The following is a 13787-nucleotide window of genomic DNA, read 5'->3' on the forward strand; positions in this document are numbered from 1 at the left end:
AAATATTGGGGATTAGCCAAGCGGTAAGGCAACGGACTTTGACTCCGTCATGCATAGGTTCGAATCCTATATCCCCAGCCATCTTTCTTAGTAAGAGCCATTAGCTCAGTTGGTAGAGCACCTGACTTTTAATCAGGGTGTCGAAGGTTCGAGTCCTTCATGGCTCACCAGTTTTCCTTGCGCGTGTGGCGGAATTGGCAGACGCACTAGACTTAGGATCTAGCGTCTTTGACGTGGGGGTTCAAGTCCCTCCACGCGCACCATCTATGCGCGGACGTGGCTCAGCGGTAGAGCATCGCCTTGCCAAGGCGAGGGTCGCGGGTTCGATTCCCGTCGTCCGCTCCATCTTAATACGCGCCCTTAGCTCAGCTGGATAGAGCGTTTGACTACGAATCAAAAGGTCAGGAGTTCGAATCTCTTAGGGCGCGCCACTTTTTCAATTTCATATTTCACCTTAATGACGGGATGTAGCTCAGCTTGGTAGAGCACCTGGTTTGGGACCAGGGGGTCGCATGTTCGAATCGTGTCATCCCGACCATCTCTTTAAGGTGCGGGTGTAGTTCAATGGTAGAACTCCAGCCTTCCAAGCTGGTAGCGTGGGTTCGATTCCCATCACCCGCTCCATACATAACAGCAACATCATCGGATAAGATGATGTTTTTTGTTATAATCTTATCCTTATTACCATTGCGGCCTTCCTCTGGGTATAAAAGTTTTCTATCAACCTGTTATACCCTTGCGTTTTACTGCTTTACCGTGTTAAGGTAAGTAAAGTTGCAAAACGGAATCGAATCTACAGTCATGGTGTCCAAGAATTTCTTACAAATTAAGTGAAGATTTTCAGGGCAGTTTGTTGTATGATGTTAGGAAACGCGTGGCGCACGTCATTAGGTCTAACCGACAAAGATCATGACCATGCTGAATAGAGTATGCAGCATTGGGATGAAAAGGGGGAGAAACATGACAGAGTTAACGGTTACCGCAGGTAAAGGCAACTCGAATAACCTGCTTCGGCGCGACATTCGTTTTTTGGGCAATATTCTAGGAGAGGTCCTGGTGCATCAGGGCGGCAATGAGCTCTTGGATATTGTCGAGAAGATACGTGAAGCCAGTAAATCCCTGCGGGCTGTATTTTTACCGGAGTTACATGAAGAGTTTAAGGGAATGATCAATTCTTTAGAACCCGGCATCCGTCATCAGGTGATCCGTGCATTTGCGATCTATTTTCAATTAGTCAATATCGCGGAGCAGAACCACCGCATTCGCCGGAAACGCGATTATGAGCGTTCTGCGGGGGAAGAGGTTCAGAGCGGTACGATCGAGGCTGCTGTCCGCGATTTAAAGGAACAGGGCTTTAGTTATAGCGAAGCTCAGGAACTCCTAAGCGGCATGTCTCTGGAGCTGGTCATGACTGCCCATCCAACGGAAGCGATGCGCCGTGCGATTCTGGACATCCACAAACGGATCGCTGACGATGTCATGCAGTTGGATAACCCTACGCTGACCTTCCGCGAACGGGAGCAGTTGCGGGAGAAGCTGCTTAACGAGGTCATTACCCTTTGGCAGACCGATGAACTGCGTGATCGTAAACCTACAGTGCTGGATGAGGTGCGAAATGGGATGTACTATTTCCACGAAACCTTATTCCACGTGCTGCCTGAGGTTTATCAAGAACTGGAACGCTGCCTGACGAAGTACTATCCAGAGCATTACTGGCACGTTCCAACGTACTTGCGCTTCGGTTCTTGGATCGGTGGTGACCGGGACGGGAATCCTTCGGTAACCTCTGACGTGACCTGGGAGACGCTGCGGATGCAACGTAAACTGGCGGTGCGCGAATATCAGCGGATTTTGTCCGATTTGTTCAAGCATCTTAGCTTCAGCACCTCGATTGTGGACGTTACGGACGAGCTGATGGCTTCCATTCAGCGGGATCGCCTGCAGGTGACGTTGCGCAAAACGCCGCAATGGAATAACGAGAAAGAACCTTACCGCGTTAAGCTGACGTATATGACGGAGAAGCTGCACAATGTTCTGGACGATAACACCAAGGATACGCCAGAGCGTTATCCTAACGTAGAGGCTTTTATCCAGGATTTGAAGATCATCGACCGCAGCTTGCGTCATCACTACGCAGACTATGTCGCAGATACGCATATTAAGAAGCTGATTCGTCAAGCGGAGTTGTTTGGCTTCCATACCGCGACGCTGGATATCCGTCAGCACAGTAAAGAGCATGAGAACGCCATGACGGAAATTTTGGCGAAAATGAATATTGTGGAGAATTATGCCGAACTGGAGGAGCAAGAGAAGATTCAACTCCTGGAACGGTTGTTAAACGACCCGCGTCCATTAACTTCTCCATATCAGGATTATTCGGAAAGCACAAAAGAATGTCTAGATGTATATCGTACGGTGTATCTGGCACAAAAAGAATACGGCACACAGTGTATCACCAGTTACCTGATTAGTATGACAGAGGCGGCCAGCGATATCCTCGAGGTCATGGTCTTCTCGAAAGAAGTAGGCTTGTTCCGTAAGGAAGCGGACGGCACCGTCGTCTGTACGCTTCAATCGGTTCCGCTGTTTGAAACGATTGACGATCTGCATGCCGCACCAGGCATTATGCGGCAGCTGTTCAGCATGCCGATTTACCGCGAGTCGGTGGCGGCGATGAACGATCTTCAGGAGATTATGCTCGGCTACTCCGATAGTAATAAAGACGGCGGCGTAGTTACAGCCAACTGGGAGCTACGCGTTGCCTTGAAGCAAATTACGGCGGCGGCCAATGAGTTTGGCGTGAAGCTGAAATTTTTCCACGGTCGTGGGGGCGCGCTGGGTCGTGGCGGTATGCCGCTTAACCGCAGCATCCTCGTGCAACCGCCGGAAACCATCGGCGGCGGTATCAAGATCACGGAGCAAGGCGAAGTGATTTCGTCACGCTACTCCTTGCGTGGTATTGCGTACCGCAGCTTGGAGCAAGCGACTTCGGCGCTGATCACCGCAGCGATTCAAGCGAAGCTGCATCAAGACCAAGGACCAAGCGCAGAAGAACAACGCTGGGAAGAGATCATGAGCGGGATTTCCGAGACATCGCTTCATAAATATCAGGACCTGGTCTTCCGCGATCCGGATTTCTTGAAGTTCTTCCGTGAGTCTACGCCATTGGTTGAGGTGGGTGAGCTGAATATCGGCTCCCGTCCATCCAAGCGGAAGAACAGTGATCGGTTTGAGGATTTGCGGGCGATCCCTTGGGTATTTGCCTGGACGCAAAGCCGGTATTTGTTCCCGGCTTGGTATGCAGCTGGAACCGGCCTATATCATTTCTATCAAAATAATGAAGAAAACCTCAAGGTTCTTCAGGATATGTATCAGAACTTCTCGTTCTTCCGTACGGTGATCGATACCTTGCAATTTGCGTTGAGTAAAGCAGACCTCGTCATCGCGAAGGAATACGCCCAAATGTGCAAGGATGATACTGTGAGAGAGCGGATCCTGGGGAAAATTGAAGAGGAATTCCATTTGACGCGGGAAATGGTGCTGAAGATTTGCGGGATTTCAGAAATCTTTGACAATCTCCCAGGCCTGCAAGAATCGATCCGTTTACGTAATCCTTATGTGGATCCCCTGAGCTATTTACAGGTGCAGTTGTTAACGGAATTGCGGTCTGCGCGTGAACAAGGGCAGGATGATGCTGAACTGTTACGTGAAGTGCTGCTTACGATTAACGGGATTGCTGCTGGACTCCGGAATACGGGCTGATCCTTTATTGGTCCATATAGCCATGCTAAGCCAGACCTTCTTAAAGAAGGTCCGGCTTTTTTGCTGTTGACTTAGCTGGATGTATTGCATTTTGGGATAAGTTGCTTTAACATTTGAATGAAGTGCCGACGACTGGAAGTACCCTTTCAAGGATGCAATGGTCAGGATTCGGATCGAGAACGACCTCTTGCATTTGCCTTAGCCAAAGGGACGAATAGCCGGACAGGCAGGGTACAAGTACCTGAGCCCTTCCAACCGATTTGGGGGAAAATATGGTGGTGGAACATTTCGATGCAAGACTGGTGAAGCTGGCCCGGAAAGGGGACCAGGGAGCCTTCGCTGAACTTGTTGATTTATATAAGGATAAGCTATATCATCTCGGATACCGGATGCTGTCTAACCGGCACGAAGCGGAAGATGTTGTGCAGGAGACGTTCTTAAGGGTACATAAAAACTGGAACCGCTACGACGATAAACAGAAGTTCTCAACCTGGATTTACCGGATTGCGACGAACTTGTGTATTGACCGACTGCGTAAGCGGAAACCAAGTTATTACCTGGACGCAGAGATGAACGATCAGGATGGCTTGGATGGATACACTCTGATTCCTGGGGATGAACGGACACCGGAAACGGAATACTTGCTGTCCGAAACGCAGCAAACGATTCATCAAGCGATCGAAGGCTTGCCTGCTAAATATAAGTCGGTGATCGTGCTCCGTTATTTGCAGGAACTTTCTCTGCAAGAAATCAGCGAAGTTTTGGATATGCCGGTGACTACGGTGAAGACGCGGGTTCACCGCGGACGCGAATTTTTGCGTAAAAAGCTGGAGCATAAAATGCTCTAAAATATGGGCTGTGCCTGGGGAATTATTTTTTGAAACGAATTCTGTACCATTACGTATTGTAAGGTAGGATGTAGGACGACTATGATCTTAGCCGTGCCTTCCGCATTTCGCATAGATTGATACTACTGAAAGGATTGGCTGATATGGAATGCAAACATGCCTCATCTATGATGCATGATTACCTGGACGGCGAATTAAGCCGCGACCAAGCCGAACGGCTGAAGCAGCATCTCGACGAGTGTCCGGATTGCCTCAAGGAATTCAGGGAATTGGAACGGACCGAAATGATGTTGTTTGCCACCATCAAGCAACATAGCAACATCTCGGCTCCGGACGAACTGGTGAACCGGATCATCAGTCAGATTCCAAGTCAACCCAAACAGCAGGCCTGGATCAAGTGGATCAAACGCCATCCGGCGTTGACCGCGGCGGCCATGTTCTTGCTGGTGATGTTGTTCAGCGCGGTATCGATTTGGGATAGCGACGATCAGCTGGTCGTAAAAGGAGCGGGCCTGGATCAAGTCATCATTCAAGGCGATACGGTCACGGTTCCAAGTGACGCTGTCATTGCCGGGAACTTGACCATTGAGAACGGGAAAGCCGAAATCTATGGTGAAGTTCAAGGCAACCTCACCGTGATTGATGGCTCCTATTACCAAGCCTCCACGGCGCATATTTCAGGCGAAGTGAAACAGATCGATCAAGCGCTGGACTGGATCTGGTACCGGATCATCAATACGTTTACGGAAGTCGCCTATAGGTGATTGTAAGGCGATATGGAATGTTTTGGGCGCCTTTCCTTTGGGAAACGGCGCTTTTTTATTTTTGTATCTATAGGTAAAATTTAGTAAGCGTTACGAAATGAACCTATTTTTGCTGGGTGCTTGCATCTGACATGTGAACGTTATAACCTAGTATTTAGGGGAAACTTAAAGAGACAGGCGTGAATGAAGCTGTACATATTGGTTCCTTGTTGGCGGGCCAAACGTCCGCAAGGATCTTTCCGGGGGTCGCAGCATGAACTATTTTATGAATTTAACTTGGCAGGATACCATTAAGGATGTCATCGATATCCTGATTGTTACCTATATAATATATCACATGATTTTGCTTGTCCGCGGAACGCGGGCTGTTCAGCTGCTCAAGGGGATTTTGGTTCTGGTGTTTATTTGGGCCGTCAGTACCTGGTTCGACTTGTATACGCTGAAATGGCTGATGAACCAAATGTTTACGTTTGGCGTGCTGGCGATCTTCATTATTTTCCAACCGGAGCTTCGACGGGCACTGGAGCAGCTTGGCCGAGGCAAGCTGTTTGGGCGGAACAGCGCGGACGAGGAAGAGTTTGGCAAGCAGATCGGTGAGATTATTAAAGCCGTCAATTATTTATCGCGCAGAAAGATTGGGGCTCTTATCGTGTTTGAACGCGATACGGGGTTAAATGAATATACCGAATCGGGAATTCCGATGCAGTCGATCATTTCTTCACAGCTGTTGATCAATATCTTTATCCCCAATACCCCGCTCCATGATGGAGCCGTGATTATTCAAGGCCAACGGATCTCTGCGGCTGCTTGTTATTTGCCGTTGTCGGAGAATCCATTCATCAGTAAGGAGTTGGGTACAAGACACCGGGCAGCGATCGGAATTAGTGAGGTCGGCGATGCGGTCTCGATCGTTGTGTCCGAGGAGACGGGGCAAATTTCACTTGCGATCGACGGACAGGTCGTCCGAGACATTAACGAGGAGTCGTTGATTTCCAAGCTGTATGCGGAATTAGGTCCGAATTCGCGCACCAAAGACAAGCGCAGCCCGTTCCGAAGACGGAAGGAGGCCGGCAAAAATGGATAAATGGCTGACTCACAACAATTTTGCTAAGGTCCTTGCGCTAGTGTTTAGTATCATGTTGTGGGCGATGGTTCATTTGGACAGCGGAACTCCCGTAGACTCCACCACCTTGGCGCAGTCGCGTTATATCGACAATGTCAAAATCGAAGTGACCGGGTTTGACGAGGACAAGTACGTTTTATACGATCTGGATCCCAGCACCGTGCGTATGGAAGTGAAGGGGAAACGGATCGATTTGACGACGAATTTCTCAGATTATAAGGCGAGGCTAAATTTGGAAAATCTGGGACCAGGGACATTTACCCTACCTCTAACCCATGAGCTTCCTCCTGGAGTCCAACTGGTCTCCATGGAACCTTCTATCGTGAAGGTGACGATTGAAGCGAAGGAAACCCGGACGATTCCTGTGACCATCGTCACGAAGGGGGAACCGGCCGACGGATTAGTACTTGGGACGCCTATTGTTGCCGGGAGCGGCACCGTTGATGTGACCCTGCCTGCGAGTGAGGCGCAAGAGCTGAGTAAAGTCGAGGGTACGGTGGATGTGACGGGATTGAAGGAATCCGTTAAAGGCAAAAGCGTCAAACTGACAGCATATGATAAGCAAGGGATACCTATGGAGAATGCGAAGATATCGCCTAGTTCCGTGGATGTAGATATCCCCATCAATAAGCTATACAAAAATGTACCCATCGAAATACGTAAAACCGGACAATTACCATCCGGATATATCTTAACTGATATAGAGGTTGATGTAGAGGGCGTCGTTCTATACGGTACAAAGGAAGCGTTGGAGGGTATATCCTCCTATCCGCTGACGGTCGATCTGAGCCGTTATAACGGTTCGAATGAGACTAAATACGTGGTGGACTTGACTCCTCCGGAAGGTTTTGAGAAAATCGAGCCGAGCTCTGCCACGATCACATTGCATGTGATGCCCGGGGGACAGAAGCAGCTGGACGACATTCCAATCACGTTGAAAAATGTCGGATCCATGTACGATGTCAAATGGATTCGGCCAACGGAACCAAACTTGAGTCTGAACGTGATTGGGGCCAGCGCGGTGTTGGACGCGCTCCAACCGGAGAACATTCAGTTGACCGCTGATCTCGCACATCTGGGGGCGGGGACGCATACGGTCCCAATTGAGATTCATTTACCTGAGGGCGTGGCGTTGGCCGACCCGAACATTTCCTTGTCCGTGGACGTGGAGCTGACGGAGAAAGGCAGCCCAACCTCCGGTGTTCCTGTGGAGCAACCAAACCCTTCAGACGGTACACAAAGCCCATCCGGTAATGGATTTTCGCATGGATCGCCACCTCATCAGGAGGATGGGGGCAATGCGACAGAGGACGAGACCTCAGGGAACGGCACGTGACATAAACATAAGCAGACAACGACGAGGATAGACCGGTCAGACGCCTTCTGGGAGATGAGAGAACGGTGCGGCACTGGCAAATATTGAAGGAGTGAAATCATGGGGAAGTATTTTGGAACGGATGGCGTAAGAGGAATTGCGAATAAAGAATTGACAGCAGAATTGGCGTACCAGATCGGTCGCTGCGGCGGTTATGTGCTTGCAGGCCAGGTACCTAAGCCGAAGGTTGTCATTGGTATGGACACGCGTATTTCCGGCGTGATGCTGGAATCTGCGTTGGTGGCGGGGTTGTTGTCGATTGGCGCCGATGTGATTCGGCTTGGCGTCGTGACGACACCTGCGGTTGCTTATCTCACCCGCTTGCTTAAAGCGGACGCAGGCGTCATGATTTCCGCATCCCACAATCCGGTAGAGGATAACGGGATCAAGTTCTTTGGCAGTGACGGCTTTAAGTTGTCGGACGAAACGGAGCTGCAAATCGAAGAGCTGCTCGACAAGGCTGTTGATGAGTTGCCGCGGCCTGTCGGCGGCGACTTGGGAACCGTGACGGTGGACAATGATTCGAAGCTGAAGTACCTCGAACATTTGAAGACGACGATCAACTCATCGTTTAAAGGGCTGAAGGTGGTGCTGGACTGCGCAAACGGGGCGGCTTATGAGCTGGCACCAAGATTATTCCGTGAGCTTGGAGCTGAAGTGCATACGCTGGCAGCTGAGCCGAACGGGCTGAACATTAACGATCACTGCGGATCTACGCATCCGGAACGGCTGAAGGAAGAAGTCGTTCGACTTGGCGCGCATGTTGGTCTTGCTTTCGACGGCGATGCGGACCGGTTGATTGCGATTGACGAGTTAGGCCAAGAAGTGGATGGCGACTACATCCTGTGCATCTGCGGCGATGCGATGAATAAAGCCGGTAAGCTGAAAGACAGCACGGTTGTCTCGACCGTAATGAGCAATTTTGGCTTCTACAAAGCGGCTAAGAAATTGGGGCTGGCTACCCAGCAAACCGCGGTCGGGGACCGCTATGTTATGGCGGAAATGCTGCGCGGCGGCTACAATCTGGGCGGTGAGCAGTCCGGTCATGTGATTTTCCTGGACTACAATACAACCGGGGATGGCATTTTGACGGCGATTCAGCTGGTCGATACGATGCTGGCTTCCGGCAAGCCGCTGAGCGAGCTGAAGAAGGTCATGAAGCAATATCCGCAGGTGCTGGTGAACGTTCGCGTACAAGATAAGAGCAAGTTCGCGGGGAACGCGGTGATTGCTGAAGCGATTGCGGAAGTAGAGCAAGAGTTGGGCGATAACGGGCGTGTGCTGGTTCGGCCGTCGGGTACGGAATCGCTGATCCGTGTTATGGCGGAAGGGCCGGAGAAAGCGGAGCTGGAGAAGCTGGTTGCGCAAATTGTAGAGGTTGTAGAGAAACAGTTGGTGTAACGATCGGATTATTTAACCCATGGATCTATAGGACGTTGAGAACCGCCGGACGGGTGAGGATGCCTGTCTGGCGGTTTTTGTTAGGGAGAGGGTGTCTGTTGGACTCTTTTTTGATGATTATCCCTTTGCATCAGATCGGGAAGGTGACAGGCAACTGCAAATTAAGGGCATTCATTGCCTCCTTCGGGTGCGTATTCTTCCAGATCAAATTGCCCTGACCTGACTGAAGGGGATAATGGTGTAAAGAAGTGTGCGGAGGGGGATGAAGGTCACAAGGGGGAAGGGGGATAACTCGATGGAAAAAGGGACGTGTCGTTTTTTCTAGGCCATAAGGGTAAAAGGCACGGTTCGACGAATCAGGACAAGTTGATCATTGCCAAATCGTGTGAAGGTGCATATAATTAAGCATATTCGAGCAAAGAAAGTGAGGGTAGTAAGGTTTACCGGTTATTAAGCGCCAGAACTTCATTGTGCGCGTTTCGTTTGGACGGATGAGGAAAGCGGCGTGATCAAGGGAACGTTGTTTGAGAGGCAGGGGCGGAAGGCTGGCCTGCAGCGACAACGGTAAGCCTTGAGGCGTGATATCGGTTCAAGCGAACGGCAAAGCGAAGTTGACGAGGTGGAGGTGTTCGGAATGTTCGGCGGGGGCCTCCCGGTGCTGCATCGCACCGTAACCGTATCGGCAAAAGGAAGGGGCGACCTTTCCCACAAACCGTGCGGGCAGATGGATAATCACATTCATAGATCGTTCATGAATGTACGTAAGCAAGTGACGCGGAAAGAGCCGCGGTAGACGGAGCAATCTGGACATTCGTGAAAAAATGAATGAAAATTGTGTAACGTTAGAGTGATGATCAATCTGGTGAGGATTGATTGGATATATTTTTTACAATTGAATAGTTCTGTCTCGGTGTACCGCGAAAGGCTTCTTCCGTGCTTCATTTCTTACGGCCAAAAAACCATCTTGTAAGAATGAAACGGAGGATAAATTATTATGTGTGGTATTGTTGGATACATTGGGAATCGGGATACGCAGTCGGTGTTGCTTGAGGGCTTAAAGAAGCTGGAGTATCGCGGGTACGACTCTGCAGGTATTGCTGTATTTACGTCGGATGGTCTGAAGATTGCAAAATCACTCGGCCGTCTGGCGAATCTGGAATCCAAGCTGGAGGATGCACCGCTTAAGGGTTCGGCCGGGATTGGTCATACCCGCTGGGCAACGCACGGCAAACCGTCTGACGTGAATTCTCATCCGCATACCGACCATACCCAGAAATTTTCGGTCGTGCATAACGGGATTGTCGAAAACTATCTGGAATTGAAGGAAGAACTGATCAGCCAAGGGTATGTCTTTGTGTCTGAAACGGATACGGAGGTCATTTCCCATCTGGTTGCTCGCGAGTATCAAGGCGATATCGTGAAGGCGGTTCAGAAGGCAATTAGTTACATGCGCGGCGCTTTTGCCCTTGGGGTGCTGACAGAGTACGAACCTGACAAACTGGTGGCTGTGCGTCAAGCTAGCCCGTTGATCATTGGTCTTGGCGAAGGCGAGAACTTTATCGGCTCCGACATCCCTGCGTTGTTGAATTATACGCGGAACGTTTATATTTTGAACGATGGCGAGATGGCGGTACTGACCAAGGATTCTGTCGAACTGATGACCATTGAAGGGAATTTTATTTCTCGGGAAATGATTCGTGTCGATTGGGACGCTGTTACCGCAGAAAAAGGCGGGTTCGATCATTTCATGCTGAAGGAGATCCACGAGCAGCCGAAGGCTTACCGGGACACGATGCTGGGTCGGATCGACGAAAGTGGACGCAAAGTCGTGTTGCCTGGCTTGAAACTGACGGACGAGAAGATCCGCAGCCTGAGAGCGATTCATATCGTTGCTTGCGGTACGGCATATAACGCCGGTCTGGTCGGCGGGTCAGCGATTGAGCAACTTGTACGCATTCCGGTGATGACTGACGTCGCTTCGGAGTATCGTTATCGCTCGCCGTTGATTACCCCAGATACGCTCGTGATCGTTGTCAGCCAATCGGGCGAAACGGCCGATACGCTGGCTGCACTGCGTGAAGCGCAAGCGAACGGTGCTCACGTGCTGGCGATCACCAACGTGGTTGGCAGCTCGATTGCCCGCGATGCGGACGACGTCATCGCTACGCTGGCTGGTCCGGAAATCGCCGTCGCTTCGACGAAGGCGTATACTTCCCAGTTGATTGCCTTCTACCTGCTTGCCCTGTACATGGCTCAGGTTCGTGGTACGCAAAGCGAAGATCAAGTAGCTCATGTAATTGCGGCCATGCAGTCGCTGCCAGAGCAAGTGGAAAGCATGCTGGCTCAAGCCGATGTGGTGAAGGCTTATGCAGAGCAGATCGCGAGCAATGAGCATCTGTTCTTCATCGGTCGCGGTCTCGACTATTCCGTCGTGCAGGAAGGTTCGCTGAAGTTGAAGGAAATTTCCTATATTCACTCTGAAGCGTATGCTGCCGGCGAGTTGAAGCACGGTACCCTGGCACTGATTGAAGAAGGCGTTCCAGTAATCGCGCTGGCAACTCAGGAATCGGTGCTGGAGAAAACCGTCAGCAATATCAAGGAAGTCAAAGCGCGCGGCGCAGAAGTTATGGCCATCACCCACGAGGAGCATGTGCCTGACCTGCTGAAGTCGGTGGACCAAGCGCTGTCCATTCCGAAGACGCTGCCGCTGCTGACACCAGCGCTGTCCGTCGTACCGCTCCAATTACTCGCTTACTACGCTTCCCTGGCTCGCGGCAATGACGTCGACAAGCCACGGAACTTGGCGAAGAGCGTGACGGTGGAGTAAGAGGGATTTAAGAATGGTTTGCTGTTGTCCGATGATAAAAAAGTCTGGAACCAGTAAAAAAAGTCTGGAACCAGTAAAAAAACTGTGGAACCAGTAAAAAATGTGTGGAACCAGTTTTAGGCATCAAGAGGGTAGTCCTGATGAAGATATATCAGAGGGCTACCCTCATTTTGTCTAGAGAAATCTAACGAGGCTAGAACAAATCTATATAGACAAGGAAGTGGTAAGTTATTATGACTGATATAGGATTCAGAATCAAATGTATTCGAAAAGAAAACAATCTCAACCAATCGCAATTTGCTAAGATTATTGGAATCTCGCAAGGTAATCTAAGTGAAATTGAAATGGGAAATAGCAATCCGTCAGCGGAAACATTAGTATCAATCAGAACTCAATTCAATGTAAACTTAAACTGGTTGTTAACTGGTAAAGACTCGGAAGATGGAATTACATATGAAGACAATGATGAAAAAAGGTTAGTCGAGGTATTTAGGAGCTTGAATGATTACGATAAGAACGAAATTATTGAAATTGTTCTATTGAAGAAAAGACTAAGATCAAACTAGTGTCTTGAAATCGAAATCATTGATGTTATTTTCGTCACTCGTATCTTAGCGCTCAATATTTTCTTAAAAATAAAGCAGGAATTTGGAGCCACATAGAGAAATAAATATTAACTGTTTTGTTTTATTAACCCTCGCCAAAGTTGTTGATAAAACAATCTATGTATAGCACCAAATTCCTGCGGAAAGCTCTTAACGTAATCGTTAAGGGTTTTTCTTTTTAGTACACATAGCGGATGATAAAGTCAGGGTCGAGTTGGTATCCGAAAGTGACGGCAAAGCGGTTAGCGTTTTGCAAAGGTACAACAAGCTCACTAATTTCCTGACCGTTCTCGTCGCGACCAAGGGTGGCTGCTTCATCGATCCGAGCGCCAACAGGCGACAATACGCTTACTTGCACTCGACCACCTTGTGGATGAATCCTAAGCCCGTCAAACGGCAGTCGTACCGTAAATTCAAAGGCGTTTGGAACATCAGATCTTGGATAAAGCTTATAATCGTAAGACAGCAGATAGGTCGTTGGAGCATCCGGAATTGGAATGAGCGGCGTTTTTTTCATGACAGACCTCATCATAAGCTTTGCAGCGTCACTCATAACTTCCGGAAGATTGTTCTGCTGAGCTTGGTCACGGATATCCTCTGTTCCGTTAAGCAAATTTGCTTCAAGAGTGTAGGAAACATCGAGAGCCCAGTCGCGTTGAACATCGCAAGAGCCTCAGGGGGGATAGAGACGCCAGCAGGCACATACCAATTCATATCATTTGGCAGGGGCTCGTCCGTCACAAGAAGTGTCTCAACGTGGACGGTGTCCCACTTGCCACCATTGTAGCGGGATGTTCCAGCAATAGTTGCTGTAAGGTCTTGCAGTCTAATGTTTGCCATGGTTCAGGTTCCTTTCAGGGGATTATTTTTCTTTTCTTACGCCTTTAAATGGGGTATCGCTGCTCGTTTTCTGGTCCATAAAGCGACCCGTCGCTGTATCGCGCTTTACCCAATTGCCATTTGGAGCTTGAAACTGACTTCTTCCAGTCACAGCTCCGTGACGCCCGTTGCCCGGTTTTCCGTTCGTAGCCATAGGTACTTCCTCCTTTCCGCTTGAGACGTTTCATCAGATGTGATACACT

Annotated in this window: 10 protein-coding genes and 7 tRNA genes; 15 read left to right on the forward strand and 2 right to left on the reverse strand. The window is 49.6% G+C overall.

Annotated elements, in window-relative coordinates; genetic code table 11:
• Positions 1-6 precede the first annotated feature (6 nt).
• The 15 genes from PBA01S_RS16950 to PBA01S_RS17020 all read left to right on the forward strand — a co-directional run bounded on the left by PBA01S_RS16950 (position 7) and on the right by PBA01S_RS17020 (position 12666).
• Positions 7-81, forward strand: a tRNA-Gln gene (locus PBA01S_RS16950).
• Positions 82-94: 13 nt separating this feature from the next.
• Positions 95-170 (forward strand) — tRNA-Lys (locus PBA01S_RS16955).
• A 9-nt stretch (positions 171-179) separates the two neighbouring features.
• Positions 180-263, forward strand: a tRNA-Leu gene (locus PBA01S_RS16960).
• Between the two features lie 7 nt (positions 264-270).
• Positions 271-345, forward strand: a tRNA-Gly gene (locus PBA01S_RS16965).
• Positions 346-354: 9 nt separating this feature from the next.
• Positions 355-431: transfer RNA gene (locus PBA01S_RS16970), tRNA-Arg, on the forward strand.
• A gap of 30 nt (positions 432-461) precedes the next feature.
• A tRNA-Pro gene (locus tag PBA01S_RS16975) sits at positions 462-538 on the forward strand.
• 12 nt (positions 539-550) lie between these two features.
• Positions 551-624, forward strand: a tRNA-Gly gene (locus PBA01S_RS16980).
• 336 nt (positions 625-960) lie between these two features.
• The gene (ppc, locus tag PBA01S_RS16985) at positions 961-3762 is read left to right on the forward strand and encodes a phosphoenolpyruvate carboxylase (RefSeq protein WP_085169762.1); all 2802 of its coding nucleotides are present in this window, start codon (positions 961-963) and stop codon (positions 3760-3762) included.
• A 272-nt stretch (positions 3763-4034) separates the two neighbouring features.
• Entirely contained in the window at positions 4035-4610 is a 576-nt protein-coding gene (gene sigW / locus PBA01S_RS16990) for an RNA polymerase sigma factor SigW (RefSeq protein WP_016310735.1), read from the forward strand.
• A gap of 143 nt (positions 4611-4753) precedes the next feature.
• Positions 4754-5374 carry a zf-HC2 domain-containing protein gene (locus PBA01S_RS16995; protein ID WP_028540191.1) on the forward strand — a complete coding sequence of 207 codons (621 nt, stop codon included), beginning with the start codon at positions 4754-4756 and terminating at the stop codon, positions 5372-5374.
• 253 nt (positions 5375-5627) lie between these two features.
• A complete protein-coding gene (gene cdaA, locus PBA01S_RS17000; RefSeq protein WP_016310737.1) occupies positions 5628-6458 on the forward strand; it encodes a diadenylate cyclase CdaA in 831 nt (276 codons plus the stop codon).
• The gene (locus PBA01S_RS17005) at positions 6451-7833 is read left to right on the forward strand and encodes a CdaR family protein (RefSeq protein ID WP_127576399.1); all 1383 of its coding nucleotides are present in this window, start codon (positions 6451-6453) and stop codon (positions 7831-7833) included. Before cdaA ends, PBA01S_RS17005 begins: the two co-directional genes overlap by 8 nt.
• Positions 7834-7932: 99 nt before the next feature.
• Positions 7933-9273: a phosphoglucosamine mutase gene (glmM, locus tag PBA01S_RS17010; protein WP_085279313.1), complete on the forward strand. Its 1341-nt coding sequence runs from the start codon at positions 7933-7935 to the stop codon at positions 9271-9273.
• A 994-nt stretch (positions 9274-10267) separates the two neighbouring features.
• Positions 10268-12100, forward strand: a complete 1833-nt coding sequence (glmS, locus tag PBA01S_RS17015; RefSeq protein WP_028540187.1) for a glutamine--fructose-6-phosphate transaminase (isomerizing) — start codon at positions 10268-10270, stop codon at positions 12098-12100.
• A gap of 233 nt (positions 12101-12333) precedes the next feature.
• Positions 12334-12666: a helix-turn-helix domain-containing protein gene (locus PBA01S_RS17020; protein WP_127576400.1), complete on the forward strand. Its 333-nt coding sequence runs from the start codon at positions 12334-12336 to the stop codon at positions 12664-12666.
• A 217-nt stretch (positions 12667-12883) separates the two neighbouring features.
• Here the strand turns inward: PBA01S_RS17020 and PBA01S_RS22975 are convergent, their stop codons facing one another.
• Together PBA01S_RS22975 and PBA01S_RS22825 are read right to left on the reverse strand one after the other, a co-directional pair.
• Positions 12884-13222, reverse strand: a complete 339-nt coding sequence (locus tag PBA01S_RS22975; protein WP_218027450.1) for a hypothetical protein — start codon at positions 13220-13222, stop codon at positions 12884-12886.
• A gap of 345 nt (positions 13223-13567) precedes the next feature.
• Positions 13568-13738, reverse strand: coding sequence for a hypothetical protein (locus PBA01S_RS22825; protein WP_164744183.1), 171 nt, complete (start codon positions 13736-13738; stop codon positions 13568-13570).
• Positions 13739-13787: the final 49 nt, after the last annotated feature.

The organism is Paenibacillus barengoltzii NBRC 101215 (genome assembly GCF_004000745.1).
Classification (GTDB): domain Bacteria; phylum Bacillota; class Bacilli; order Paenibacillales; family Paenibacillaceae; genus Fontibacillus; species Fontibacillus barengoltzii.

Coding starts and splice junctions, on each gene's coding strand:
- glmM (WP_085279313.1), top strand. CDS start 7,933: ATGGGGAAGTATTTTGGAACGGATGGCGTAAGAGGAATTGCGAATAAA.
- PBA01S_RS17020 (WP_127576400.1), top strand. CDS start 12,334: ATGACTGATATAGGATTCAGAATCAAATGTATTCGAAAAGAAAACAAT.
- PBA01S_RS22825 (WP_164744183.1), bottom strand. CDS start 13,738: ATGGCTACGAACGGAAAACCGGGCAACGGGCGTCACGGAGCTGTGACT.
- ppc (WP_085169762.1), top strand. CDS start 961: ATGACAGAGTTAACGGTTACCGCAGGTAAAGGCAACTCGAATAACCTG.
- PBA01S_RS17005 (WP_127576399.1), top strand. CDS start 6,451: ATGGATAAATGGCTGACTCACAACAATTTTGCTAAGGTCCTTGCGCTA.
- PBA01S_RS16995 (WP_028540191.1), top strand. CDS start 4,754: ATGGAATGCAAACATGCCTCATCTATGATGCATGATTACCTGGACGGC.
- sigW (WP_016310735.1), top strand. CDS start 4,035: ATGGTGGTGGAACATTTCGATGCAAGACTGGTGAAGCTGGCCCGGAAA.
- glmS (WP_028540187.1), top strand. CDS start 10,268: ATGTGTGGTATTGTTGGATACATTGGGAATCGGGATACGCAGTCGGTG.
- cdaA (WP_016310737.1), top strand. CDS start 5,628: ATGAACTATTTTATGAATTTAACTTGGCAGGATACCATTAAGGATGTC.
- PBA01S_RS22975 (WP_218027450.1), bottom strand. CDS start 13,222: ATGAAAAAAACGCCGCTCATTCCAATTCCGGATGCTCCAACGACCTAT.